This window comes from Modestobacter italicus, from assembly GCF_019799965.1.
Classification (GTDB): domain Bacteria; phylum Actinomycetota; class Actinomycetes; order Mycobacteriales; family Geodermatophilaceae; genus Modestobacter; species Modestobacter italicus_A.
Genome location: NZ_JABGCJ010000004.1, coordinates 161292 through 186648, shown reverse-complemented (window position 1 = coordinate 186648; position 25357 = coordinate 161292). Strand labels below are relative to the sequence as shown.

23 protein-coding genes are annotated in these 25357 nt (G+C 74.2%); 15 read left to right on the top strand and 8 right to left on the bottom strand.

Annotation, left to right across the window (positions count from 1 at the left end; translation table 11 throughout):
• The first annotated feature begins 129 nt into the window (after positions 1 to 129).
• The 4 genes from HLA93_RS11425 to HLA93_RS11410 all read left to right on the top strand — a co-directional run bounded on the left by HLA93_RS11425 (position 130) and on the right by HLA93_RS11410 (position 6619).
• Entirely contained in the window at positions 130 to 1302 is a 1173-nt protein-coding gene (locus HLA93_RS11425; RefSeq protein WP_222194503.1) for a pyridoxal-phosphate-dependent aminotransferase family protein, read from the top strand.
• Positions 1299 to 4214 carry an FAD-binding and (Fe-S)-binding domain-containing protein gene (locus HLA93_RS11420; protein ID WP_222194502.1) on the top strand — a complete coding sequence of 972 codons (2916 nt, stop codon included), beginning with the start codon at positions 1299 to 1301 and terminating at the stop codon, positions 4212 to 4214. The genes HLA93_RS11425 and HLA93_RS11420 overlap by 4 nt, the downstream gene beginning before the upstream one ends.
• Before the next feature lie 202 nt (positions 4215 to 4416).
• Positions 4417 to 4881 (top strand): MarR family winged helix-turn-helix transcriptional regulator, encoded by a 465-nt coding sequence (locus HLA93_RS11415; RefSeq protein WP_222194501.1) that lies wholly within the window; start codon positions 4417 to 4419, stop codon positions 4879 to 4881.
• Positions 4882 to 4945: 64 nt separating this feature from the next.
• A complete protein-coding gene (locus HLA93_RS11410; RefSeq protein WP_222194500.1) occupies positions 4946 to 6619 on the top strand; it encodes an MDR family MFS transporter in 1674 nt (557 codons plus the stop codon).
• A gap of 117 nt (positions 6620 to 6736) precedes the next feature.
• On the opposite strand, the gene HLA93_RS11405 is transcribed toward HLA93_RS11410, so the two are convergent.
• Both HLA93_RS11405 and HLA93_RS11400 read right to left on the bottom strand, forming a co-directional pair.
• Entirely contained in the window at positions 6737 to 7171 is a 435-nt protein-coding gene (locus HLA93_RS11405; protein WP_222194499.1) for an OsmC family protein, read from the bottom strand.
• Between the two features lie 247 nt (positions 7172 to 7418).
• On the bottom strand, positions 7419 to 7880 hold the full coding sequence (locus HLA93_RS11400) for a MarR family winged helix-turn-helix transcriptional regulator (protein WP_222194498.1): 462 nt from the start codon (positions 7878 to 7880) through the stop codon (positions 7419 to 7421).
• Positions 7881 to 8106: 226 nt separating this feature from the next.
• Between HLA93_RS11400 and clpB the strand changes: the two genes are divergently transcribed.
• Both clpB and HLA93_RS11390 read left to right on the top strand, forming a co-directional pair.
• A complete protein-coding gene (gene clpB / locus HLA93_RS11395; protein ID WP_246626405.1) occupies positions 8107 to 10779 on the top strand; it encodes an ATP-dependent chaperone ClpB in 2673 nt (890 codons plus the stop codon).
• Positions 10780 to 10930: 151 nt separating this feature from the next.
• Positions 10931 to 11623 (top strand): hypothetical protein, encoded by a 693-nt coding sequence (locus tag HLA93_RS11390; protein ID WP_222194497.1) that lies wholly within the window; start codon positions 10931 to 10933, stop codon positions 11621 to 11623.
• 6 nt (positions 11624 to 11629) lie between these two features.
• Here HLA93_RS11390 and HLA93_RS11385 read toward each other — a convergent pair whose 3' ends face one another.
• Entirely contained in the window at positions 11630 to 12115 is a 486-nt protein-coding gene (locus HLA93_RS11385; protein ID WP_222194496.1) for a hypothetical protein, read from the bottom strand.
• 147 nt (positions 12116 to 12262) lie between these two features.
• On the opposite strand from HLA93_RS11385, the gene HLA93_RS11380 reads away from it, so the two are divergent.
• The 7 genes from HLA93_RS11380 (at position 12263) to HLA93_RS11350 (ending at position 18266) form a co-directional block, all read left to right on the top strand.
• Complete coding sequence (locus HLA93_RS11380; RefSeq protein ID WP_308128069.1) at positions 12263 to 12958, top strand: fasciclin domain-containing protein; 696 nt, start codon at positions 12263 to 12265, stop codon at positions 12956 to 12958.
• 60 nt (positions 12959 to 13018) lie between these two features.
• On the top strand, positions 13019 to 13576 hold the full coding sequence (pyrE, locus tag HLA93_RS11375) for an orotate phosphoribosyltransferase (RefSeq protein WP_222194495.1): 558 nt from the start codon (positions 13019 to 13021) through the stop codon (positions 13574 to 13576).
• Between the two features lie 67 nt (positions 13577 to 13643).
• A complete protein-coding gene (locus tag HLA93_RS11370; RefSeq protein ID WP_222194494.1) occupies positions 13644 to 15080 on the top strand; it encodes an FAD-binding oxidoreductase in 1437 nt (478 codons plus the stop codon).
• Positions 15081 to 15100: 20 nt separating this feature from the next.
• Positions 15101 to 16450 (top strand): FAD-dependent oxidoreductase, encoded by a 1350-nt coding sequence (locus HLA93_RS11365; protein WP_222194493.1) that lies wholly within the window; start codon positions 15101 to 15103, stop codon positions 16448 to 16450.
• 109 nt (positions 16451 to 16559) lie between these two features.
• Positions 16560 to 17594: a class II fructose-bisphosphate aldolase gene (gene fbaA / locus HLA93_RS11360; RefSeq protein WP_222194492.1), complete on the top strand. Its 1035-nt coding sequence runs from the start codon at positions 16560 to 16562 to the stop codon at positions 17592 to 17594.
• A 3-nt stretch (positions 17595 to 17597) separates the two neighbouring features.
• Positions 17598 to 18005 carry a DUF3151 domain-containing protein gene (locus tag HLA93_RS11355; RefSeq protein WP_222194491.1) on the top strand — a complete coding sequence of 136 codons (408 nt, stop codon included), beginning with the start codon at positions 17598 to 17600 and terminating at the stop codon, positions 18003 to 18005.
• A gap of 117 nt (positions 18006 to 18122) precedes the next feature.
• Positions 18123 to 18266, top strand: a complete 144-nt coding sequence (locus HLA93_RS11350) for a GPGG-motif small membrane protein (protein ID WP_222194490.1) — start codon at positions 18123 to 18125, stop codon at positions 18264 to 18266.
• Positions 18267 to 18318: 52 nt separating this feature from the next.
• On the opposite strand, the gene HLA93_RS11345 is transcribed toward HLA93_RS11350, so the two are convergent.
• From HLA93_RS11345 to HLA93_RS11335, 3 genes are all read right to left on the bottom strand, one after another.
• Entirely contained in the window at positions 18319 to 19128 is an 810-nt protein-coding gene (locus tag HLA93_RS11345; RefSeq protein ID WP_222194489.1) for an ATP-binding cassette domain-containing protein, read from the bottom strand.
• The gene (locus HLA93_RS11340; RefSeq protein ID WP_222194488.1) at positions 19125 to 20249 is read right to left on the bottom strand and encodes an ABC transporter permease; all 1125 of its coding nucleotides are present in this window, start codon (positions 20247 to 20249) and stop codon (positions 19125 to 19127) included. The genes HLA93_RS11345 and HLA93_RS11340 overlap by 4 nt, the downstream gene beginning before the upstream one ends.
• A 130-nt stretch (positions 20250 to 20379) precedes the next feature.
• Positions 20380 to 20997, bottom strand: coding sequence for a hypothetical protein (locus tag HLA93_RS11335; RefSeq protein ID WP_222194487.1), 618 nt, complete (start codon positions 20995 to 20997; stop codon positions 20380 to 20382).
• A 63-nt stretch (positions 20998 to 21060) separates the two neighbouring features.
• Between HLA93_RS11335 and HLA93_RS11330 the strand changes: the two genes are divergently transcribed.
• The gene (locus HLA93_RS11330) at positions 21061 to 22347 is read left to right on the top strand and encodes an adenylosuccinate synthase (RefSeq protein ID WP_222194486.1); all 1287 of its coding nucleotides are present in this window, start codon (positions 21061 to 21063) and stop codon (positions 22345 to 22347) included.
• 192 nt (positions 22348 to 22539) lie between these two features.
• On the opposite strand, the gene HLA93_RS11325 is transcribed toward HLA93_RS11330, so the two are convergent.
• Both HLA93_RS11325 and HLA93_RS11320 read right to left on the bottom strand, forming a co-directional pair.
• On the bottom strand, positions 22540 to 22989 hold the full coding sequence (locus tag HLA93_RS11325) for a hypothetical protein (RefSeq protein ID WP_222194485.1): 450 nt from the start codon (positions 22987 to 22989) through the stop codon (positions 22540 to 22542).
• A gap of 218 nt (positions 22990 to 23207) precedes the next feature.
• Positions 23208 to 24254: a glycerophosphodiester phosphodiesterase family protein gene (locus HLA93_RS11320; RefSeq protein WP_222194484.1), complete on the bottom strand. Its 1047-nt coding sequence runs from the start codon at positions 24252 to 24254 to the stop codon at positions 23208 to 23210.
• A gap of 95 nt (positions 24255 to 24349) precedes the next feature.
• Here HLA93_RS11320 and rsgA point away from each other — a divergent pair, with 95 nt between their 5' ends.
• Positions 24350 to 25357 (top strand): ribosome small subunit-dependent GTPase A, encoded by a 1008-nt coding sequence (gene rsgA, locus HLA93_RS11315; protein ID WP_246626404.1) that lies wholly within the window; start codon positions 24350 to 24352, stop codon positions 25355 to 25357.

Here is a 25357-nt window from a genome sequence, read left to right as displayed (position 1 = left end):
GTCCGAGAGGTCTGTTCATCCATCCACCTGCCGGTAGTAGCCTCCCGCATGGTGGACTTCCGCCCGAGCGCGATCCGCGCCGAGCCGGGAGCCCCGACTCAGAGGGCCACATCCGATGGAGGCACGGGCATGTCAGTGACGACGACGACCGGCGGGCGGCACTTCCTGCAGATCCCGGGGCCGACCAACGTGCCCGACCGGGTGCTGCGGGCGATGGCCGCCCCGACCATCGACCACCGCGGGCCGGAGTTCGCCGCGCTGGGCCTGGAGGTCCTCGAGGCGGTCAAGCCCGTCTTCGGCACCACCCAGCCGGTGGTCATCTACCCCGCCTCGGGCACCGGGGCGTGGGAGGCGGCGCTGACCAACACGCTCTCCCCGGGCGACAAGGTGCTGGCCTTCGAGACCGGCCACTTCGCCACCCTCTGGCAGGAGATGGCCACCCGGCTGGGCCTGCAGGTCGAGTTCGTCCCGGGTGACTGGCGGCACGGCGCCGACCCGGAGGCGGCCCAGGAGCGGCTCGCCGCCGACACGGGCCACGAGATCAAGGCCGTCATGGTGGTGCACAACGAGACCTCCACCGGCGTGACCAGCCGGGTCGCCGAGGTGCGGCGGGCCATCGACGCCGCCGAGCACCCCGCGCTGCTGCTGGTCGACACGATCTCCTCGCTGGGCAGCATCGACTACCGGCACGACGAGTGGGGCGTCGACGTCACCGTGGCCGGTTCCCAGAAGGGCCTGATGCTCCCGCCGGGGCTGAGCTTCAACGCGGTCAGCGAGAAGGCCCTGCAGGCGTCCAAGAACGCCGGTCTGCCCCGGTCGTTCTGGGACTGGCAGCCGATCCTGGCCGCCAACGAGCGGGGCTTCTTCCCCTACACCCCGGCCACGAACCTGCTCTACGCACTGAAGGTCGCGCTGGAGATGCTCGACGACGAGGGCCTGGCCAACGTCTACGCCCGGCACACCCGGCACGCCGAGGCCACCCGCGCCGCCGTCCGGGGCTGGGGCCTGGAGGTGCTGGCCCTCGACGAGCGCGAGTACTCCGGCTCGCTGACCGCCATCTACCTGCCGGACGGCGGAGCGGACGCGATCCGCGAGGTCATCCTCTGCGAGTACGACATGTCCCTGGGCGCCGGGCTGGGCAAGCTGGCCGACAAGGTCTTCCGGATCGGGCACCTGGGCCACTTCAACGACCTGACACTGGTCGGCACCCTGGGCGGCGTGCAGATGGGCCTGGTGCGAGCCGGTGTGCAGATCGACCCGAACGGCATCCAGGCGGCCCTCGAGCGCCTGCAGCAGGCATGACGGCGGCCCCGGAGCGCCCGCGCGTGGGGGTGGCCGACCTCGAGCAGGAGCTGACCCGCGCGCTGGACGGCGAGGTCGCCTTCGACGACTACACCCGGCACCTGTTCAGCCAGGACGCCTCGATGTACACGATGACGCCGGTCGGGGTCGCCTACCCGGCGCACACCGCCGACGTGGTCGCCGCAGTGCGGCTGGCCCGTGAGGTGGGCATCCCGGTGCTCGCCCGGGGTGCGGGCACCAGCCTGGCCGGGCAGACCGTCGGCCCGGGCCTGGTGCTCGACCTCTCCCGGCACATGCACCGGATCACCGAGCTGGACCCCCAGGCGCGCACCGCCCGGGTCGAGCCCGGCGTGGTGCAGGACGACCTCAACCGGGCCGCCGCCGCGCACGGGCTGATGTTCGGGCCGGACACCTCGACGTCCAACCGCGCCACGATCGGCGGGATGATCGGCAACAACTCCGCCGGCAGCGGCTCGGTGCGCTTCGGCATGACGATCGACCACGTCGAGGAGGTCGACGTCGTCCTGGCCGACGGGTCGACGGCCACCTTCGGCGTCGTCGACGAGGCCGAGCGGGCCCGCCGGGCCCAGGGCGACACGCTCGAGGCGGAGATCTACCGCCGGCTGCCCGAGCTGGTGGCGGAGAACGCGGAGGCGATCGCCACCGGGTTCCCGTCGTTCTGGCGGCGGGCCGGTGGCTACCGGCTGGACCGGCTCGCCGAGGGGCAGCCCTTCGACCTGGCGAAGTTCCTGGTCGGCTCCGAGGGCACCCTGGCGATCATCACCGCCGCCCGGGTCGGGCTGGTGCCCAAGCCGTCGAAGCAGGTCTTCGCGGTGGGCCACTTCGAGACGGTGCAGGCGGCGATCAACGCCACCGAGGACGCGCTGTCGGTCGACCCCGCCCAGGTCGAGCTGCTGGACCGCACGATCCTGGACCTGTCCCGGCAGAAGATCGAGTACGCCGGGCTCGGCAGGATCCTGCAGGGCGACCCCGACGCGCTGCTGTTCGTCTCCTTCACCGGGGACGACGAGGCCCAGCTGGTCGAGTCGATGGACCGGCTGGTCGAGCTGTGGGAGCGCAACGGGCACGGCTACCACACCCTGCGGGCGGTCACCCCGGCCCAGCAGGGCGCGCTGCTGAAGGTGCGCAAGTCCGCCCTGGGCCTGCTGATGGCCAACTCGGTGGGCGCCCGCCGGCCGCTGGCGTTCATCGAGGACACCGCGGTCGACCCCAGGCACCTGGCCGAGTACACCGCCCGGTTCAAGGACGTGCTGGACCGGCACGAGCTGGAGGCGGGCTTCTACGGGCACTGCTCGGTCGGCTGCCTGCACATCCGCCCGTTCGTCGACCTGAGCCAGCCCGGCCAGGTCGAGGTCATGCGCTCGGTGGCGGTGGAGATCAAGGACCTGGTGCGCGAGTACGGCGGGGTGAACTCCAGCGAGCACGGCGACGGCCTGGCCCGCAGCGAGTTCAACCGCGAGCTGTTCGGCGACGACCTCTACGAGGCGATGCGGCAGGTCAAGGCCCTCTTCGACCCGCAGGGCACGCTCAACCCCGGCAAGATCGTCGACTCCCCGGCGATGACCGAGCACCTGCGGGACGCGAACCCGCCGACGCCCGGCCCGCTGCGCACCCGGCTGCAGTTCGACGTCGTGGGCGGGATGTTCGGCGCCGCCGACCGCTGCATGAACATCGGGCTGTGCCGCAAGTCCACGACCGGGGCGATGTGCCCCTCCTACATCGCCACCCGGATGGAGGAGCACTCCACCCGTGGCCGCGCCGGCGCGCTGGTCAAGGCCCTCAGCGAGGGCGACCCGCACACCGCGCTGGCCGACGAGCGGCTGCACGAGGTGCTCGACCTGTGCCTGATGTGCAAGGCGTGCAAGAGCGAGTGCCCCCTCGGCGTCGACGTCTCGGCGATGAAGAGCGAGGCGCTGGCGGCCAAGCACGACGTGCACGGCACCCCGCTGCGGTCGCGGGCGTTCGGGGCGATCCGGACGCTGAACCGGCTGGGCTCGGCGACGGCGCCGCTGTCGAACCTGCCGTTGAAGATCAAGCCGCTGCGGGCGCTGATGGACGCCCGGCTGGGCATCGCCCGCCAGCGGGACCTGCCGGTCTTCCACCGGACGACGCTGATGCGCTGGTTCAAGCGGCACGAGGCCCCGGCGGCGCTGACCCAGCAGCCGGTCACGATGCTGGCCGACTCGTTCACCAGCTACACCGAGCCGGGCATCGGCCAGGCCGTGGTGCGGCTGCTGGAGGCGGCCGGGCACCCGGTGCGGCTGGAGAGCAAGGGCTGCTGCGGCCGGGCGAGCATCTCCAAGGGCCTGCTGGACGACGCCCGGGGCAAGGCGCAGAAGCTGGCGGCCAACCTCTGCGAGGGCTCCGAGCCGGGTTCGCCGATCGTGGGCTGCGAGCCCTCCTGCATCCTCACGCTGCGCGCCGAGCACGTGGAGCTGCTCCCCGACGACCCGAACGTGCGGGACGTGGCGGCGAGGGTGAAGCTGCCCGAGGAGCTGCTGGTCGAGGCGATCGACGCCGGCCGGCTGCGGTTGCGCGAGGACAGCTGGCTGGCCGGGCGGACCGTGGTCTTCCACGGCCACTGCCATCAGAAGGCCGAGGCCGGGACGGCGGCCACGGTCGCCCTGCTGTCGCGGATCCCCGGCGTCACGGTGCAGGAGCTCGACGCCGGCTGCTGTGGCATGGCCGGGTCGTTCGGCTTCGAGTCCGAGCACTACGACGTGTCCCTGCAGGTGGGGGAGGACCGGCTCTTCCCGGCGGTCCGGGCCGCGGCGGCCGACGCCGTCATCGCCGCGACCGGGGTGTCCTGCCGCCAGCAGATCTTCCACGGCACCCAGCGCACGGCGTGGCACCCCGCTGAGCTCGTGCTGGAGGCGCTGGCTCCCAGCTGACCGGTGCCGGCCGCCAGGCCGGCTGTGCACGGCCGCGACGGGCGGCGACCGGACCTCGACGGTCCGGTCGCCGCCCGTCGTCGCGTGTGGGGAGACGGGCCTCACCCGACGGGTTGTTGCAGACGCCAACCAACAGGTGCACCATGGTTGCTGTCTACACGTAACGGGCGAGGGCCCGGCGACCGGCGGAACAGGGGACGACGTGGCACTCACCCGGGAGACGTCCGAGCGGATGACCGCCGGAGTGGCCCGGCTGGTCCGCACCGCCAAGCACCTGGGCACCCGGGTGGCCGCCGACCTCTACGGCGACCTGCCCTCCTTCGGCTGGGCGCTGCTGGCCCCGCTGGAGCGGGAGGGCGCGCAGCGCTGCAGCGCCCTGGCCGGCCATGCCGGCGTCGACGTCTCGGTGGTCAGCCGCCAGGTGTCGGTGCTGGAGCGGTCCGGGCTCGTCGAGCGCCGGCCCGACCCGCTCGACGGGCGGGCCAGCCTGATCAGCCTGAGCCCGGCCGGTGCCGACGCGCTCGCCCACACCCGGCAGGTCCGGGGCCAGTGGGCGGTCGAGGCGCTGTCGGACTGGACCGAGGAGGAGGCGCAGCAGTTCAGCCGCCTGCTCGAGAAGCTCGCCGACGGCCTCGACCGCGCCGGCCACCGGCGGTCCGCCGCCTGACCCCGGGCGGCCCGCTGGGCCGCCGTCCCGCACCACCCGCACTGCACCACCAGGAGAGACGCAGATGAGCACCCCCGCCCCCGTCCGGCCCGCAGCCGGACCCGCCGCCGACCCGGCGGTCGCCCCGGCCGAGCAACAGGGCCGGATGACCCACCGGGAGATCCTCAGCGCCCTGTCGGGGATGTTGCTGGCGATGTTCGTCGCCTTCCTGTCCTCGACGGTGGTCTCGAACGCGCTGCCGACGATCATCACCGACCTGCGCGGCACCCAGAGCCAGTACACCTGGGTGGTCACCGCCACCCTGCTGGCCTCCACCGCCTCCACCCCGATCTGGGGCAAGCTCGCCGACCTGTTCAGCAAGAAGCTGCTGATCCAGATCGCCATCGTGGTCTTCATCGTCGGCTCGATGCTCGCCGGGCTCTCCCAGTCGGTGCCCACCCTGATCGGCTGGCGGGTGCTGCAGGGCCTGGGCCTGGGTGGCCTGCAGGCGCTGGTGCAGATCGCCATGGCCGCGATGATCAGCCCGCGGGAGCGCGGCCGGTACTCCGGGCTGCTCGGTTCGGTCATGGCGGTGGCGACCGTCGGTGGGCCGCTGATCGGCGGCCTGCTGGTGGACACCAGCTGGCTCGGCTGGCGCTGGTGCTTCTTCGTCGGCGTCCCCTTCGCCCTGGCGGCGGTGATCCTGCTGCAGCGCACGTTGCACCTGCCGGTCACCAAGCGCGAGGTCTCGATCGACTACCTCGGCGCGGCGTTCCTGACCGCCGGTGTCTCGGCCCTGCTGATCTGGGTCACCCTCGCCGGGGACAGCTTCGCCTGGGCCTCGCTGGAGACCGCGCTCTTCGTCGGCGGCGGCGTGCTCGCCATCGTGGCGTTCGTCGTCACGGAGCTGCGCGCCGAGGAGCCGATCGTCCCGCTGCGGCTCTTCCGTGACCGCACCACCACCCTCGCGATCATCGCCAGCGTCGCGATCGGTGTGGCGATGTTCGGCTCGACGGTCTTCCTCGGCCAGTACCTGCAGATCTCCCGTGGCTACTCGCCCACCGCCGCCGGTCTGCTGACCATCCCGATGGTCGGCGGGCTGCTGGTCTCCTCCACCGTCTCCGGCATCCTGATCACCCGCACCGGCAAGTGGAAGCGCTACCTGGTGGCCGGTTCCCTGCTGGTCGCGATCGGGTTCGGCCTGCTGGCGACGATCGACCACGCGACGAACATGGTCGTGCTCGGGGTCTTCCTCGCCGTCCTCGGCGTCGGCATCGGCATGACCATGCAGAACCTGGTGCTGGCCGTGCAGAACACCGTCGCCGCCACCGACCTGGGTGCGGCGAGCTCGGCGGTCGCCTTCTTCCGCAGCCTGGGCGGCACGATCGGCGTCTCGGTGCTCGGCGCGGTGCTGTCCAGCCGGGTGGGCAACCTCATCCAGTCCGGCCTGGCCGACGTCCCGGGTGCGGCGGCCGCCGCCGGCTCCGGCGACATCGGGCTGGCCTCCCTGGCGGACGCGCCGGCTCCGGTCCGCGAGCTGATCCAGGTCTCCTACGGCGACGCGACCGGCCGGGTCTTCCTGATCTCGGCGGTGCTGTCGATCATCACGATCCTGGCGATCCTCTTCATCCGCGAGGTCGCGCTGCGCACCGAGTCCGGCGACGAGCGGCTCCAGGGCGAGCGCCCGGTCGAGCCGAACACCACCGCGGACGTCGACGACCAGCTGGCCGGCCGGACGACGGCGACCCAGCGGGCCTGACGCGAGGACGGCCGGACGCGACGGAGGCCCGTCTCCCCTCGGGGAGGCGGGCCTCTGTCGTACACGCCGGCTGCAGGGCCGTCGGCCCCGTCCAGGGGCGGGGAGGACGGTCCTCCCTCAGACGAGCGCGGCGTCCAGGGAGATGTCCACCGCGGACAGCGCCTTGCTCACCGGGCAGCCGACCTTGGCGGCCTGAGCGGCCTTCTCGAAGCCGTCGGCGTCCAGGCCGTCGACCTCGCCGCGGACCGTGAGCTTGATGGTGGTGATCGTCGGGGCGCCGTCCTTCTGCCCCAGCGTGACGTCGGCGCTGATCTCCAGCGACTGCGGCGTGCCGCCGGCCTTGCCGATCTCGCTGGACAGCGCCATGGCGTAGCAGGACGAGTGGGCGGCGGCGATGAGCTCCTCGGGGCTGGTGGTGCCCCCGGCCTCGTCGGCGGTCCGCTTCGGGAAGCTGACGTCGAAGGTGCCGACCTTGGAGCTGGAGAGCTCGACCTGGCCGGACCCCTCCTGCAGCGAGCCGTTCCAGGCAGTGCGTGCGGTACGAGTGGGCATCGGACCTCCTCTTCGGGGGTGACCTCCGGGCGCGGGCTGCGCTCCGGCCGGTCACCTGTGCTGTCCCAGACAACCTCACCGGGACGGCGCTGTTCCCGCCACCCGGGGACTGCGGCCTCCGGGCGGGCCTCCGGGCGCCCGTGCGACGCCTCGCCGCAGGCGTGCGGGCAGGCGTCAGCGCCCGCCCGAGGGCAGGCGGTCGGGCCGGGTCCCGGGGTCGGCCCTGGACCCGCGGAGGTGGACTCGGTCAGGCGGGGGCGTCGACGCGGGCGTCGGAGACCCGTGCGGTGATCTGCCGCAGCGTGTCCTTGAGCGCGTCGAACTGCTGCTGGTCCAGCGCGAGGGCGTCGATCATCTGGCTCGAGATCGAGCACGCCGGGCCCTCCAGGGCGCGGCCCGCGTCGGTGAGCCGGACGGAGACCGAGCGCTCGTCGTCGGCCCGGCGGTGCCGGGTGACCAGCCCGGCGGTGGTGAGCCGCTTGAGCAGCGGGGAGAGGGTGCCGGAGTCCAGCGCCAGGCGGGAGCCGAGCTGCCCGACGGTCTGGCCGTCCTCCTCCCACAACAGCATCAGCACCAGGTACTGGGGATAGGTCACGCCGAGCTCGTCCAGCATCGGCCGGTAGCGGGCCGTGACGGCCCGGGAGGCGGCGTACAGGGCGAAGCAGAGCTGGTCGTCGAGTGCCACGCTCGGCGACGGGGTGTCCGTCATGGGCCCCACAGTAGGACGCCACCCGGCCGTAGACCGCCGTGTTCTCCGTCTCGGACAGTGAGTTGTGCACTGCAATCGTTCCCGCAGTGGTGGGCGGCGGTGGACTGGACGTCCGGAGTTGAGCGGAACAGACTCAACTCCCGCTCCGTTGCACCCATCGAGACGTCCCCCGTCGCGCCCCGCAGTGGCACGTCGCCAGTCGCCAGAGAGGACACCCGCACCGACCATGCAGAGCAAGCTCACCACCCGTTCGCAGGAGGCGGTCGCCGCCGCCCAGCGCCTCGCGGTCGACCGCGGCCAGGCCGCCCTGGAGCCCCTGCACCTGCTCGTCGCCCTGCTCGAGCAGCCCGACGGCATCGCCGGCCCGCTGATGCAGGCGACCGGTGCCGACCCGGCCGACGTCCGGGCGAAGGCCGATGCCGCGCTGCGCCGCATGCCCAGCGTCAGCGGTGCCACCGTCGCCGCCCCGGCGCCGTCCCGCGAGCTGCTGCGGGCGATCAACGCCGCCGGGGAGCAGGCCAGCGCGCTCGGTGACGAGTACGTCTCCACCGAGCACCTGCTGGTCGGGCTGGCCACCACCGAGGGCGAGGCGGGCGCGGTGCTCACCGGCGCCGGCGCCACCCGCGACGCCCTGGTCGCGGCCTTCCGGACCGTGCGGGGCAACCGCAAGGTCACCAGCCCCGACCCGGAGAGCACCTTCCAGGCGCTGGAGAAGTACGCCGTCGACCTGACCGAGCGGGCCCGCGAGGGGAAGATCGACCCGGTCATCGGCCGGGACACCGAGATCCGCCGGGTCGTGCAGGTGCTGTCGCGGCGCACCAAGAACAACCCGGTGCTGATCGGTGAGCCCGGGGTCGGCAAGACGGCGATCGTCGAGGGCCTGGCCCAGCGGATCGTCGCCGGTGACGTCCCCGAGAGCCTCAAGGGCAAGCGGCTGATGGCGCTGGACCTGGGCTCGATGGTCGCCGGGGCCAAGTTCCGCGGCGAGTTCGAGGAGCGGCTCAAGGCCGTGCTCCAGGAGATCACCGACGCCGAGGGCCAGGTCGTCACCTTCATCGACGAGCTGCACACGATCGTCGGGGCCGGCGCCAGCGGCGACTCGGCGATGGACGCCGGCAACATGATCAAGCCGATGCTGGCCCGCGGCGAGCTGCGGATGGTCGGTGCGACGACGCTCGACGAGTACCGCGAGCACATCGAGAAGGACCCGGCCCTGGAGCGCCGCTTCCAGCAGGTCTACGTCGGTGAGCCCTCGGTGGAGGACACCATCGGCATCCTGCGTGGGCTCAAGGAGCGCTACGAGGTGCACCACGGTGTGCGGATCACCGACGCGGCCATCGTCGCCGCCGCCACGCTGTCCGACCGGTACGTCACCGCGCGGTTCCTCCCCGACAAGGCGATCGACCTGGTCGACGAGGCCGCCAGCCGGCTGCGGATGGAGATCGACAGCCGCCCGGTCGAGGTCGACGAGGTCGAGCGGGTCGTCCGCCGGCTGGAGATCGAGGAGATGGCGCTGGCCAAGGAGGACGACCCGTCGTCCCTCCAGCGACTGGCGGCGCTGCGCGACGAGCTGGCCGACCGGCGCGAGGAGCTCGACGAGCTCACCGCCCGCTGGCAGCAGGACAAGACCGCCATCGACCGCATCCAGCGCACGAAGGAGGAGCTGGAGGCGGTGCGGCTGGAGGCCGAGCGCGCCGAGCGCGACGGCGACCTCGCCCACGTCGCCGAGCTGCGCTACGGCCGGATGCCGGCCCTGGAGCGGGCGCTGCGCGAGGCCGAGACGTCGGTCGCCGCCAGCGAGTCGATGCTGAAGGAGGAGGTCGGCGCCGACGACATCGCCGAGGTCGTCCAGGCCTGGACCGGGATCCCGGCCGGCCGGCTGCTGGAGGGGGAGACGCAGAAGCTCCTGCGGATGGAAGACGAGCTCGCCCAGCGGGTCGTCGGCCAGCCCGACGCCGTCCGGGCCGTCGCCGACGCCGTCCGCCGGGCCCGGTCCGGGGTCGCCGACCCCGACCGGCCGACCGGGTCGTTCCTCTTCCTCGGCCCCACCGGCGTCGGCAAGACCGAGCTGGCCAAGGCGCTGGCGGAGTTCCTGTTCGACGACGAGCGGGCGATGGTCCGGATCGACATGAGCGAGTACTCCGAGAAGCACTCGGTGGCCCGGCTGGTCGGGGCCCCGCCCGGCTACGTCGGCTACGAGGCCGGCGGCCAGCTCACCGAGGCGGTGCGGCGCCGTCCGTACACCGTCGTGCTGCTCGACGAGGTGGAGAAGGCCCACCCGGACGTCTTCGACGTGCTGCTGCAGGTGCTCGACGACGGCCGCCTCACCGACGGGCAGGGGCGGACCGTCGACTTCCGCAGCACGCTGCTGGTGCTCACCTCCAACCTCGGCTCGCAGGTGATCGCCGACCAGTCCCTCCCGGAGGAGACCAAGCGCCGCGCCGTCCAGGACGTGGTGCGGGCGCACTTCAAGCCCGAGTTCCTCAACCGCCTCGACGACGTCGTCACCTTCCGGGCGCTCGGCACCGACGAGCTGGCCGGCATCGTGGACATCCAGGTCGGGGTGCTGGCCCGGCGGCTGGCCGCTCGCCGGCTCACCCTGCGCGTCACCGACGCGGCCCGCGAGTGGCTGGCGCTCAACGGGTTCGACCCGGTCTACGGCGCCCGCCCGCTCCGGCGGCTGGTGCAGTCGGCGATCGGTGACCAGCTGGCCCGCGCCCTGCTGAGCGGGGACATCCGCGACGGCGACGAGGTGCTGGTCGACTGGCCGGCCGACGTCGCCGACGGGGACACCGGGCTGAGCGTCACCCGGGCTCCCGCGCCGGGGGCCGACCCCGGCCCGGGCGACGGTGCCGCTGACCCGGCGGCCCCGCTGGCGCTGGAGGCCGGCACCGAGTGAGGCACCGTGCCCGCCGCCCGCTGCCGCGGGCGGCGGGCACGCACCGTGTCGGGGCCGGCCGGTGCGGCGAGGCAGCTGTTCCGGTGCCGGGAGCGCCGGGATGCGCCATGATCACCGGCAGTCGCACGCGAAGGTCACCCGAGGAGCCGTCATGACGTCAGGACCGCAGGACCCCCAGCAGGGCGGGTCCGGCCAGCAGCCCCCCTATGGCCAGCAGCCCGGTTACGGCCAGCAGCCGGGGTACGGGCAGCAGCCGGGGTACGGGCAGCAGCCGGGGTACGGGCAGCAGCCCGGCTATGGCCAGCAGCCGGGGTACGGGCAGCAGCCCGGCTACGGCCAGGGCACCCCGGGCCAGCCGGGCCAGTACGACTACCCCGCCGCGCCGGGCGCCCAGTACGGCGGCGCCCCGAGCGCCCCGACGGAGCGGCCGACCACGGTCAAGGCCGGCATCGGCGCCTTCCTGGCGAACACGGTGCTCGGGCTGATCGGCTCGATCCTCACCTTCGCCGACCTGGACTCCTACATCGACGACGCCGCGCTCGACCAGGGGCTCAGCCGGGACGAGGTGTCCGCGGTGATCACCATCGGCGCGGTCATCGGCCTGGTCATCACGGCCGCCTTCCTGCTCGTGCTCTGGTTCGCCTGGAAGGGCCACAACTGGGCGCGCATCGTGCTCTTCGTGCTCGGCGGCCTCAACGTGCTCTTCAGCCTGCTCGGCGCCTCGGCCCTGGGCTTCCTCGGCGTGGTCCAGCTGCTGCTGGTCATCGCCGGCATCGTGCTGCTGGCGCTCAAGCCCTCCAGCGACTGGTACAAGGCCGAGAGCCAGCGGCGCAACCGGTTCTGAGCCGGGTCAGTCCGAGCCGCGGCTGCGTGGACCAGCGGTCCACGCAGCCGTGGTGCGGGCGGCGAGGCTGGCCACGGCCGCCGCGCACAGCACCAGCAGCAACAAGGTGGAGACGGCGACGCCACCGGCCAGGAAGGTCGCCGCGAGCGTGACCAGCCCGAGCGCCGCGCTCGTCGCGAGCCCGGCCCACCGTGCCCAGTTGTGCCGCCGGGCCAGCCCGGCCGCCGAGACGGCAGCCAGCCCTCCGAAGACCGCTGCCTGCACGAGGGTGATGAGCACGATCCGCTCGGCGTCCGACCGCGGCGAGTCGGGCTGGGCGCGCACGAAGGCGTCGACCACGGCGTCCCGGGCCAGCAGCGTGAAGAGCCCGTTGAGCAGCAGCAGCACGGCCAGCCCGACGAGCAGGCCCACCGACATCCGCGCCGACAACGGCATCCCCGGGCGGCTCTGGTCCGGGCCGAGCGGACCGGGGGACGACGGACGGGCGCTCACCCGCCCAGCCTGGCACGCCGGTGCGGCGCGCGGCCGGTGCCGGGGCGGCACCGCGTGGCGGGCCGGCCCAGCTGCCATGCTCGACGGTCAGCACACCCGGCCGCCGCACCCCGGCGGCGTCGTCCCGACGAGCAGGAGCACCCCACCGTGAAGGCCCCCCGGTCCCGACCCCGCCTGCTCTCCCGGCCCGGCGCCGCCCGGCTGGCCCCGCTGCTGGCGGTGCCCCTGCTGCTCGGCGGGCTGGGTGCCTGCAGCTCCGACGCCGAGGGCGGCGACGCCGCCGCAGGCAGCAGCACGGCCGCGGGCCAGGCCAGCAGCACCGCGCCGAGCAGCGCCCCGGCCGTGACCGGTCCGATCGGGCCCGGTTGCGGGCTCTTCCCGGCCGAGGGGCCCGCGAGCCTGGCCGCCCTGGCCACCACCCCGGTGGGCACGGCTGCCGGGGCGGTGCCGGAGCTCAGCACCCTCACCTCGGCGGTGCTGACCGCCAACCTGGTCGACGTGGTCAACACCCGCGAGGACGTCACCGTGCTGGCGCCGACCAACGCCGCCTTCGACGCGCTGGGGCCCGAGGCGCTCCCGGCCCTGCTGGCCGACGTGCCCCGGCTGACCGCGCTGCTCACCCACCACGTCCTCCCGGGCCGGCTGGCCCCCGACGAGCTCGCCGGTGAGCACACCACCCTCGCCGGCGACCGGGTGACCGTCGCCGGGCCGGCCGACGCCCCCAGCGTCTCCGCGGAGCAGACCGTGGCCGGGGCGGCGCCGGCGACGGTCGTCTGCGGCAACGTGCCGACGGCGAACGCGACCGTCTACGTCGTCGACCAGGTGCTCGCCCCCGTCGGCTGAGCGCCCGCCGGGCTCCCGGGCCGCGGACCGGGCCCACGCGGGCTCAGTAGGGTGCCCGGCATGGACGTCCCCGCCCCGGCCCACCCCGACCGCGACCGGCTGCTCGAGCTCATCGTCGACCTCGCCGTGGTGCACGGGAAGGTGACGCTGTCCTCCGGCCAGGAGGCCGACTGGTACATCGACCTGCGCCGGGTGACGCTGCACCACGAGGCGGCCCCGCTGGTCGGCCGGGTGATGCGCCAGCTCACCGGTGACCTGCGCTACGACGTGGTCGGCGGGCTCACCCTGGGCGCCGACCCGGTCGCCACCGCGATGCTGCACGCCGCCTCCGCCGGGGAGGGCTTCCTGGACGCCTGCGTGGTGCGCAAGCAGATGAAGGCGCACGGGATGCAGCGGCGGATCGAGGGGCCGGACGTCGCCGGGCGCGCGGTGCTGGTCGTCGAGGACGTCTCCACCACCGGCGGCAGCCCGCTGACCGCGGTCGAGGCGCTCCAGGAGGCCGGGGCCGAGGTCGTCGCGGTGGCGGTCATCGTCGACCGCGGCGCCCGGGCGGCGGTGGAGGCCGCCGGCCTGGAGTACCGGGCGGCGTTCGACCTGGCCGACCTCGGCCTCTCCTGATCGAGGCCGCCGCGCCGCTCCGCACGGGGGCGCCACCGGCGGTCCGCCCGGGACGTACCGTGGCGGCGTGACCGCCCTCACGACGACGTGGGTCCGCGAGCTCCAGGACGCACTGGGGCCGGACAGCGTGCTCACCGACCCCGACGTCACCGCCGCCTACGCCCGGGACCAGGCGATGCTCGCCGAGGCGGGGCTCCCGGCCGCGGTGGCGCTGCCGCGCAGCACCGAGGAGGTCTCGGCCGTGCTGCGGCTGGCCGACCGGCACGGCGTCCCGGTGGTGCCGCGTGGGGCCGGCTCCGGGCTGGTCGGCGCGGCCAACGCCGTCGACGGGTGCATCACCCTGGCCCTCACCCGGATGGACGCCGTCCTGGAGGTGTCCGCGGCCGACCGGCTCGCCGTCGTCCAGCCCGGCGTGGTCAACAAGACCCTGCGCGACGCCGTCCGCGGGCACGGGCTGTTCTACCCGCCGGACCCGGCCAGCTACGACTGGTGCACCCTCGGCGGCAACCTGGCGATGAACTCCGGCGGACTGTGCTGCGTCAAGTACGGGGTCACCACCGACTACGTGCTCGGCCTGGAGGTCGTGCTCGCCGACGGCCGGGTGCTGCGCACCGGGCGGCGCACCGTCAAGGGTGTGGCCGGCTACGACCTGGCCCGGCTGTTCGTCGGCTCCGAGGGCACCCTCGGGGTGATCACCGAGGCGACGCTGGCGCTGCGCCCGGCTCCGCAGCCGCCGGTCACGCTGGTCGCCAGCTTCGGCACCAGCGCCCGGACCGGGCAGGTCGTCGAGCAGGTGGTCACCAGCGGGCTGGTGCCCAGCATGCTCGAGGTGATGGACCGCACCTGCATCCGCGCCGTCGACGACCTGATGAAGGCCGACCTGGACCGGGACGCCGCCGCGCTGCTGCTGGCCCAGTCCGACAGCGGCGGCGAGGTCGCCGCGGCGGAGATCGCCGCGCTGACCCGGCTGTGCGAGGCAGCGGGGGCGGACTTCGTGCACTCCACGGACGACCCCGCCGAGGGCGACCTGCTGATGACCGCCCGGCGGATGGCGCTGCCGGCGCTGGAGCGGCTGGGCAGCAGCCTCCTGCTCGACGACGTCGCCGTGCCCCGGTCCCAGGTGGCCACCTTCATCGACGGCTGCGACGCCATCGCCGCCACCGCCGGCCTGGTGGTGGGGGTCGTCGGGCACGCCGGGGACGGCAACATGCACCCGACCGTCGTCTTCGACGGCGCCGACCCCGACCAGCGCACCCGGGCGTTCGCCGCCTTCGACGCCATCCTCGAGCTCGGCCTGTCCCTCGGCGGCACGATCACCGGGGAGCACGGCGTCGGCACGCTCAAGGCCGACTGGCTGGAACGCGAGATCGGCCCGGTGTCGCTGTCGGTGCACCAGGCGATCAAGGACGCGCTCGACCCGGCCGGCATCCTCAACCCCGGCAAGGTGTTCCGCCGGGCCGCGGTCGCAGACCTCGCTGCCGTCGGCCGGTTGCCCCGGGCCTGAGCGGTGGCAGGGTGGCGGGCATGAGCGAACGCCTGCTGGTCGTCGGCGGGGACGCCGCCGGGATGTCCGCCGCCGCGCAGGCCCGCCGGCTGCGGACCGCCGAGGACCTGGAGATCGTCGTCCTGGAGCAGGGGGAGGACGTCTCCTTCTCCGCCTGCGGCATCCCCTACTGGGTCGGTGGCCAGGTCGCCGACCGCAGCGACCTGATCGCCCGGACCCCGGCGGAGTTCGCCGCAGCCGGCATCACCGTGCGCACCGGCACCCGCGCGGAGGCGATCGACCTGGACGCCGGCGTCGTGGTCACCGCCGCCGGCGAGCGGCTGGGCTACGACCGGCTGGTGGTGGCCACCGGCGGCCGGCCCACCCGGCCGCCGATCCCCGGCCTGGACGCCGACGGGGTGTTCGGCGTGCACCGGCTGGACGACGGCGCGGCGGTGCGGGCCGCGGTCGCGGCCGGGGCCCGCCGGGGGCTGGTGCTCGGCGGTGGCTACATCGGCCTGGAGATGGCCGAGGCCCTGCAGCGGCGCGGGCTGGAGGTCACCGTCGTGCTCGCCGACCCGCTGCCGATGCAGCTGCTGGACGCCGACATGGGCCGGCGGGTCTGCGACGGCATGGTGGCGATGGGCATGGCCGTGCACACCGACCAGGCGGTGCGCGAGGTGCTGGTGGACGCGGCCGGGCGGGCGTGCGGGGTGCGCACCGACGTCGGCTCGTACGAGGCCGACCTCGTCGTCCTCGGGCTGGGCATGGGGCCGGAGGTGCGGCTGGCCGCGGACGCCGGGCTGGCGATCGGGCCGACCGGGGCGGTCGACGTCGACCGCAGCCAGCGCTGCCGCGACCATCCGGAGGTCTTCGCCGCCGGCGACTGCGCGCAGACCTTCCACCGGGTCACCGGCGAGGTCGCGCACGTGGCGCTGGGCACGCACGCCAACAAGCAGGGCCGGGTCGCGGGCTCGGTGATCGGCGGCCGGCCGGCCCGGTTCGCCGGGGTGCTGGGCACCGCGGTGACCAAGGTGGGGCAGCTGGAGATCGGCCGGACCGGGCTGTGCACCACCCAGGCCGAGGAGGCGGGGTTCGCCTTCCGGACCGACACCATCGAGGCCACCACCCGGGCCGGCTACTACCCGGGTGCCGAGGATGTCGCGGTCAAGCTGGTGACGGAGGCCGGTTCCGGTCAGCTGCTGGGCGCGCAGGTGGTCGGCGGGCCGGGCTCGGCCAAGCGGATCGACGTGCTGGCCACCGCGATCTGGGCGGGGTTGACCGCCGAGGAGCTGGCCGGCAGCGACCTGTCCTACGCCCCGCCGTTCTCGCCCACCTACGACCCGGTCGTGGTCGCCGCCCGGGCCGTCAGCCGCACCGAGCAGGGCTGAGGGGCACCCGCGGGCTCACCCGGGGAGCCCCGGGCACGCCACCGACGATCACCCGGCGCGATACTGGCGGCGAGCAGAGCCGCTGGTCCCGACATCAGGAGTGCACCGCATGCCCATCGCGACCCCCGAGGTCTACGCCGACATGATCACCCGGGCGAAGGAGGGCGGCTTCGCCTACCCGGCGATCAACTGCACCTCGTCCGAGACGATCAACGCCGCCCTGCGTGGCTTCGCCGACGCCGGCAGCGACGGGATCATCCAGTTCTCCACCGGCGGGGCGGAGTTCGGCTCCGGCACCCGGGTCAAGGACATGGTCACCGGCGCGGTCGCGCTCGCCGAGTTCGCCCACGTGGTCGCCGAGCGCTACCCGGTCAACGTCGCGCTGCACACCGACCACTGCCCCAAGGACAAGCTGGACGACTACGTCCGCCCGCTGATCGCGCTGTCCCAGGACCGGGTCGACGCCGGTCAGGCGCCGCTGTTCCAGTCGCACATGTGGGACGGGTCGGCTGTCGAGCTCACCGAGAACCTGTCCATCGCGCAGGAGCTCATCGAGAAGTGCGCCGCCGCCAAGATCGTGCTCGAGGTGGAGATCGGTGTCGTCGGCGGCGAGGAGGACGGCGTCGCCCACGAGATCAACGAGAAGCTCTACACCGCTGACGGCGACTTCGTGCGCACCGCGGAGGCACTGGGCCTGGGAGAGAAGGGCGTCTACCTGCTGGCCGCCACCTTCGGCAACGTGCACGGGGTCTACAAGCCCGGCAACGTGAAGCTGCGCCCCGACGTGCTCGAGCGCGGGCAGGCCGTCGTCGCCGAGCAGTTCGGCCTGGGCGAGGGGGCCAAGCCGTTCAACCTGGTCTTCCACGGCGGCTCGGGCTCGGACCTCTCCGACATCCGCGAGGCGATCTCCTACGGCGTGGTGAAGATGAACGTCGACACCGACACCCAGTACGCGCTGACCCGGGCCATCGCCGGCCACATGTTCAGCAACTACGACGGCGTGCTGAAGGTGGACGGCGAGGTCGGCGTGAAGAAGACCTACGACCCGCGCACCTACATGAAGCTGGCCGAGGCCAACATGGCCGACCGCGTCGTGCAGGCCTGCGAGGACCTGCTGTCCGCCGGTCAGTCGCAGGCGGGCTGAGCCGTGACCCACGCACACCGCAACCTGCTCGGCGAGCCGCCGGCGACCCTGCTGCCCGGGATCCCCGAGGCCGACGACGCGCTCGCCGCCGGCGCCGACCCGGCCGAGGTGGCCGCCGCCCACCCCACCTCCAGTGCCGCCTGGGCGGCGCTGGCCGAAGGGGCACTGGAGGCCGGCCGCACGATCGAGGCCTACGCCTACGCCCGCACCGGCTACCACCGCGGCCTGGACGCGCTGCGCCGCAACGGCTGGAAGGGCTTCGGCCCGGTGCCGTGGTCACACGCGCCCAACCGCGGTTTCCTGCGCTGCGTCACCGTGCTGGCGAAGGCCGCGGAGCGGATCGGCGAGGTGGACGAGCAGGAACGCTGCACCCAGCTGCTGCGCGACTGCGACCCGACGCTGGCGGCCTGAGGCCGTCGGCCCGCTGATTGCGGACCGTGATCGTCCTGATGCCGGGATGATCACGGGCCGTTAGCGTCGTCGTCCGGTCGACGCCAGCAGGGCGTCGCCCCGAGAAGGGGGTTCGTCATGGTCACCCTGTTGTGGATCCTGGCCGTCGTCCTGGTGATCGCGGGCATCGTCGCGATCGTGCGCAAGCAACTGCTGTGGGGCATCGTCCTCATCATCGTCGGGCTGCTGGTCGGCCCGGGCGGTGTCAGCGTCTTCAACTGACGTGGCGCCCTCTCATGTCGCGCCCCTGGCGCCGACGTGAGGGGGCGCCCCCTCAACGTCGCTGGTGCGCCTCGCGCAGCGAGTCGGTGAGCCGGGACAGCTCGTCGCCCCCGGCCACCAGCCGGGTCAGGTCGTGCACGTCGACGTCCTCCCGGGTGAGGTCACCGGCCACCCGGCCGTCGCCCAGCAGCAGGAACCGGTCGCCCACCAGGTGGGCGTACTGCGGGCTGTGCGTCACGAACAGCACCGCGAGCCCCGAGTCCCGGGCGGCCAGCACCGACTGCAGGACCAGCGCCCGCTGGGTCACGGTCATCGGCGCGGTCGGCTCGTCGATCACCAGCACCCGGGCGCCGAAGTGCAGGGCCCGTGCGATCGCGAGGCTCTGCCGCTCGCCGGCCTGCAGCGCGCTCGCCGCCTGCCCCGGGTCCAGCCCGGTGACCCCGACCTGCGCCATCGCCCGCGCGGTGACCTCCTCCGCCCGGCCGACGTCCAGCCGGCGGAACGGCCACGTGCCGCGGGTCGGCTCCGCGCCGAGGAAGAAGTTCCGCCAGACCGACATCAGCGGGGCGATCGCCAGGTCCTGCCAGACGGTCGCGATCCCGCACGCCCGGGCCTGCTGCGGCGAGCGGAACCGCACCGGGCGGCCGTCGACCAGCAGCTCGCCCTCGGCCGGTCGCTGCAGCCCGGACAGCACGGCGACCAGCGTCGACTTCCCGGACCCGTTCTCCCCCAGCACGCAGAGCACCTGGCCGCCCCGCAGCGCCAGCGAGACCCGGGAGAGGGCCGGCACGCTGCCGTACCGCACGGTCACCCCGCGCAGCTCCAGCGCCGGCGTCGTCCCGGTGTCGGCGGCCGTGCTCATGACCGGGGCGCCGTGCGCAGCCGGCTGCGGACCAGGCCGTTGGCCAGCAGCGCCACCAGCAGCAGCAGACCGAGGAAGGCCTGGAACCAGCGCGGGTCCCAGCCGGCCAGCAGGATCCCCTCCCGGGCGACGGCGTACAGCAGGGCGCCCAGCGCGGCGCCGACGGTCGAGCCGTAGCCGCCGGTCAGCAGGCACCCGCCGATCACCGCGACCACGATGAACTCGATCTCCGCGCCCAGGGCCGGGTCGACCTGCACCCCGCCCAGCCGGACCAGCCCCAGCGTGCCGATCAGCCAGCCGGCGGTGGCGGTGCCCAGGAAGAGCAGCACGGTGGTGCGGGCCACCGGGACGCCCAGCTCCCGCGCCGCCTGACCGGCGCCGCCACTGGCGAAGACCGAGTTGCCGAACCGGGTGCGCCACAGCAGCCAGGTGGTCAGCGCGGTGGCCAGCAGCCACCAGACCAGCGAGATGCGGAACCGTCCGTCACCCAGCTGGGCGGTCGCGCCGAACACGGCCAGCGCGGAGTCCCAGCCCGACGAACCGGCCAGGCCGGTGACCCGGGAAGACCCGGCGACCGCGCTCGCGACGGCCAGCGAGCTGCCCTGCAGCACCAGGAAGGTCGCCAGGGTCACCAGGAAGCTGGGCAGCCCGGTGCTCACCACCAGCAGCCCGTTGACCGCGCCGATGAGCAGGGCCGCGGCGAGGGAGACCAGCAGCGCCGGCCAGATGCCCAGCCCCAGCTCGCTGACCAGCAGTGCCGTCACCAGGCTGGTGGTCACCGCCACCACGCCGATCGAGAGGTCGAACTGGCCGGCCACCAGCAGCATGCCCACGGCCACCGCGCCGATGCCCAGCGGCGCCGCCACGTCCAGCACGGTGGCCAGGCCCCCGGAGCTCAGCAGGCCCGGGGACTGCAGCCCGAAGAACAGGCCGACGACGAGCAGGCCGAACAGGGCGGAGGCGCCGGGTCGGGCCAGCACCCGGTCCAGCAGCCGCCGTCCGGGCGAGCGGGGCACCACCGGCACAGCGGGCCCGAAGGCGGGCAGCCGCTCGGGAGCGACCGGCAGGACGGTCGGGCGACGGGACGACGACAGCGAGGCCTCCTCGATCGGGGCGGTCATCTCAGTGTCCACGATCCGGCGGCGCCTGACGGGAGACTCCGGCCTCACCACCCCGCTGTGGTGACGTCGCGGCGCGGGGACCGGGCATGCCCCCGCGCGCCCGTCCTCAGCCGGTGGCGGAGACCCCGGCTCAGGGGCGCAGCCGCCAGCGCACCCGGTCGTCGGCGTACCAGGTCCACTTGGTCACCTCGCGGTCGAAGGGCACTCCGTCCCGGACGACCTGGGCCGGGGCGCAGGCGATCTGGAGCGCCCGCCCGGTGGCGCGGCGCACCGGGCGCAGCGGCAGCCGCACCACCGCCACGGACAGCCGGTCCACCGCCGTCCAGTCCGGCCGCGCGTCGATCCGGCTGATCTCGCCGTCGGCCACCCGGTCGTCGTCGCAGTACGCCTGCGCGCCGAACCGCCGCTCCAGGACGCGACGCTGCTCGCCGGCGGCGGTCACCCGCCCGGCGTGCAGCAGCACCCCGCCGTGGTCGTCGCGCACCAGCGGCAGCTCGCGGTCGGTGCCGGTGCCCACCCCCAGCGCGTGGGCCAGCCCGGTCGACGCGGCGTCCTCCGCCGGGGTCCAGGCGACCGGCACGCCCGGCAGTCGCTCGGTACGCCACAGTCGGGTCAGGACGGCGGACAGCGCGGGGACCGGACCCAGGACGTGCACCTCGTCGGCGCCGTCCACCACCGAGGCGACGTGCCGGCGCGAGGGCGGCTGGACCGCCGCCAGGCCGCGCAGGTCGAGCTGGGTGGCGGGCATGCGGATACCCTGCCACCTGGCTCGCCGGGACCTGCCGGCGCGACGAACGAGGAGACCTGCCGCATGCCCGCAGTCGTGCTGATCGGCGCCCAGTGGGGCGACGAGGGCAAGGGCAAGGCCACCGACCTGCTGGGTGGGCGGGTGCCCTACGTGGTCCGCTACCAGGGCGGCAACAACGCCGGCCACACCGTGATCACCCCGGACGGCGAGAAGTACGCGCTGCACCTGATCCCCAGCGGCATCCTGACCCCGGGCTGCACGCCGGTCATCGGCAACGGTGTGGTCATCGACCCCGAGGTGCTCATCGGCGAGCTCGCCGGCCTCGAGGAGCGCGGCGTCGACACCTCGCGCCTGGTCATCTCCGCCGACGCGCACCTGATCATGCCCCACCACCGCGCCCTGGACCGGGTCACCGAGCGGTTCCTCGGCCAGCGCAAGATCGGCACCACCGGCCGCGGCATCGGCCCGGCCTACGGCGACAAGGTCGCCCGCAACGGCATCCGGGTCGCCGACCTGCTCGACCTCTCCATCCTCCGGCAGAAGCTCGAGGGCACGCTGCAGGAGAAGAACCAGGTCCTGGTCAAGGTCTACAACCGCAAGGCCATCGACGTCGACGAGGTCGTCGAGGAGTACGCCGGCTACGCCGAGGCGCTCAAGCACCGCATCGTCGACACCCGGCTGCTGCTCGGCAAGGCGCTGGACGCCGGCGAGTGGGTGCTGCTGGAGGGCTCGCAGGGCACCCTGCTCGACGTCGACCACGGCACCTATCCGTTCGTCACGTCGTCCAACCCGACCGCCGGCGGCGCCGCGGTGGGCGCCGGCGTCGGCCCGACCCGGATCGAGCGGGTCGTCGGCATCCTCAAGGCCTACACGACCCGCGTCGGCTCCGGCCCGTTCCCGACCGAGCTGCACGACCAGTGGGGCGAGTACCTGCGCAAGCACGGCGGCGAGGTCGGCGTCACCACCGGCCGGGACCGGCGCTGCGGCTGGTTCGACGCCGTCGTCGCCCGGTACGCCAGCCGGGTGAACGGGATCACCGACTACTTCCTCACCAAGCTCGACGTGCTCTCCGGGCTGGAGACCGTGCCGATCTGCGTGGCCTACGACGTGGACGGCGTGCGGCACGACGAGATGCCGATGACGCAGACCGACTTCCACCACGCGAAGCCGATCTACGAGGAGATGCCCGGCTGGTTCGAGGACATCACCGCCTGCCGCCGCTTCGAGGACCTGCCGGTCAACGCCCAGGCCTACGTCCGGCGGCTCGAGGAGCTCTCCGGTGCCCGGGTCAGCGTCATCGGCGTCGGCCCCGGCCGCGACGAGAACGTGGTGCTGCACGACCTGATCTAGCGACCTGCCGGGCCGCACCGCGAACCGCGGGCGTGCCCAGCCGGTGGTGAGCCGCTCCGCAGTCTGGGGCGTCGGCCGGCACAGCCGAGCGGTGGGCCAGGTGCGGCCAGGCGCCGGCGATCGACTCAGCTGTTCGGCGCCGACCACGGCCAGGAGCCCGGGACCCGGCGGCTGCGGTCGTGGTCGGAGCGGTCAGCGCGGTGTCCCCCGCGCGTGCTCGGTCGACGGGGCGGGCGAGGGTGCCGGGACCAGCCACAACCCGATCGTCAGCACGCTGTACGCCAGGGCCGGGACCGTGTGCGGGAGCTGTCTGCCGGCCGCGGCCCTGGCCTGACCGTGCTCGAAGGCCCATCGTTCGGCAGCGACCACACCGCGGACCGAGAGGGCGAGCACGGTCGCCGCGGCGCCGAGGGCGGCGGCCCGTCCGCCCACGGTCAGCGACCGGGGGGTGAGCGGTGGGGCGTCGCCGTGACCGGCCCGGAACTCCGCGCGGGTGGCCGCCCACGCCGCCTGGAGCTCAGGTGCGGTCACGGCGAGCGAGCCGGCGAGGAGACCGGCCTTCGCCCACCCCCGAGCCGTGCGCGAGGAGATCACGTCGGGCATCGCGTACCAGAGGAGCGTGGCCGCTCCCGAAGCGAGCACTGCACCTGCTCGCGGAGACGTTGCAGGGGTCGTCATCCACGCATCCTCTCGTTCCCGGGCAGCCCGGCACAGCCGGTTCCTCCGCCGAGCGGGGACACCGGTCCAGCCGGCACGGCTCACCCGAGTCGCACCGGCTCGAGCCGGACGCGACTGTGCGCCCGGCGGGCGGTCAGCGTGCTGACGGCCCGCCGAGCGCACGGGCGGTGAGGCGGTGGGGCTCAGACGCGGGGGCGGACCGGGGCCATGGCGGCGGCGGAGAGCTCGGCGCGGGCCCGGTAGGCGGTCTCGGGGGCGTCGGCGATCACGCCGTCCACCCCGAGGGCGAAGAGCAGCCGGGCCTCGGTCTGGGCGTCGCCCAGCCCGCTCGGGTCGCTGCCGCGGCGCAGGTGGCTGGGCAGGAACACGTTCTCCGGGCGGAGCGTCCACGGCTCGACGGTCAGCCCGGCCCGGTGGGCCTGGCTGACCAGGTCGGAGACGCCGACCAGGCCGCCGGCAGCGTCGTGCAGCAGGATCCGGCCCTTGTGCGGGGCGATCCCGTCGGCGTAGGTGGAGATCTCCCGCAGCCCGGAGGGGGTGACCAGGGCGTCCTGCACGCCCTCCTCCTCGATCAGCTGCACCAGTCGCGGTCCGCCGCTGCCCAGGTCGGCGCGCAGGGCACGCAGCGCCGACTGCTCGAAGGCCATCACGACCACCGGGCCGTCGGGGCGGGCGGCGTCCAGCCGGCGCAGCTCGGCAGCGACCAGCTCGGTCATCGGCAGGCCCTGGGCGGCGAACCAAGCCGGGTACTTCAGCTCGGCCTGCACACGCACCGGGCGCTCCGGGGTGGACCGGCGCTGGGTGATCTCCACGACCTCGGCGAGGGTGAGCACGCCGTAGCGGCCGTCGTAGGCGGTGTTCAGCGGCCGCATCGCCGGCAGCCGCTCGACCGCCCGCAGCGTGCGCACCTCGGCGAGGGTGAGGTCCTCGGTGAACCAGCCGGTCACCTCCTCGCCGTCGACCTCCTGGGTGCGCCGGCGGTCGGCGAACTCCGGGCGGGAGGCGATGTCGGTGGAGCGGGAGAGCTCGTTCTCGTGCCGGGCGACCAGGGCGCCGTCCCGGGTGACGACCAGGTCGGGCTCGACGAGGTCGGCGCCCAGGTCGATGGCCAGCTCGTAGCTGGCGGCGGTGTGCTCGGGGCGGTAGCTCGGCGCCCCGCGGTGCCCGATGACGAGCGGGGAGCGCGCCTGGCGAGGCGTACGGACGGCCTTCAGGCCGGTCTCCGACATGACTCCAGGGAAACCCAGTTCGCTGTCCGGGGCCTGAACGCGCGCCGACTTCATGCGGACAAATCGGAGGACAGCGGCCTCACCTGGAGAGCAGCATGCCCCCTGTGAGTGATCTCTCAGCTCTGCCGTGCGCCGTGGCGCCGGTGTCCGAGGTGCCCGAGGGCTGCAGCGCGGCTCGGGTCGCCCGCGTCGACCGCGCGCTGCTGACCGTGCTGACCGCCGACGGTGAACGCCGCGTGCCCTGGAGCGGGTCGGGGGATGGTGGCCCGGCGGTGGGCGACTGGGTGGCCCTGCGCGGGGAGCGGGCGGTGTCCGTGCTGCCCAGACGGACGGCGTTCGTCCGGACGGCGGCCGGGCGGACGTCGGCGCCCCAGGTGGTGGCGGCCAACGTCGACCTGGTGCTTGTCGTCGACTCCCTGGTCGGCGAGGCGCGGCTACGCCGGGTGGAGCGCTACCTGGCGGTGGCCTGGGCCAGCGGGGCGACCCCGGTGGTGGTGCTGACCAAGGCCGACCTGTGCCCGGACGTGCCGGCCGCGGTGGCCGCGGTGGCCGAGGACGCCATCGGGGTCGACGTGCTGGCCGTCAGCGCGGTGACCGGCGAGGGGGTGGCGCAGGTGGCGGCGCGGATCGGCCCCGGCTGCACCGCGGTGATGGTGGGCCCCTCCGGCGTGGGCAAGTCGTCGCTGACCAACGCGCTGGCCGGGCGGTCGGTGGCCGGGACCGCCGGGATCCGCGCCGACGGCCGAGGGCGGCACACCACCACGGCCCGGGAGCTGCACCAGCTGCCCGGCGGCGGGTTGCTGATCGACACCCCCGGCATGCGCGAGCTGGCGCTCCCCGGTGCCGACGGGCTGGACGCCGCGTACGCCGACGTCACCGGCTGGGCCACGGAGTGCCGGTTCCGGGACTGCGCGCACCGCACCGAGCCCGGCTGCGCGGTCGCGGCGGCGATCGAGCGCGGTGACCTGGACCCGGCCCGCCTCACCGCCTGGCGGAAGCTGCAGGCCGAGGCGCACCGGCAGGAGCTGCGCTCCGACGCCCGGGCCCGCGCGGCCGAGACCGCCCGCCTGCGTTCGCTGCACCGGCAGCTGCGCGCCCGCTGA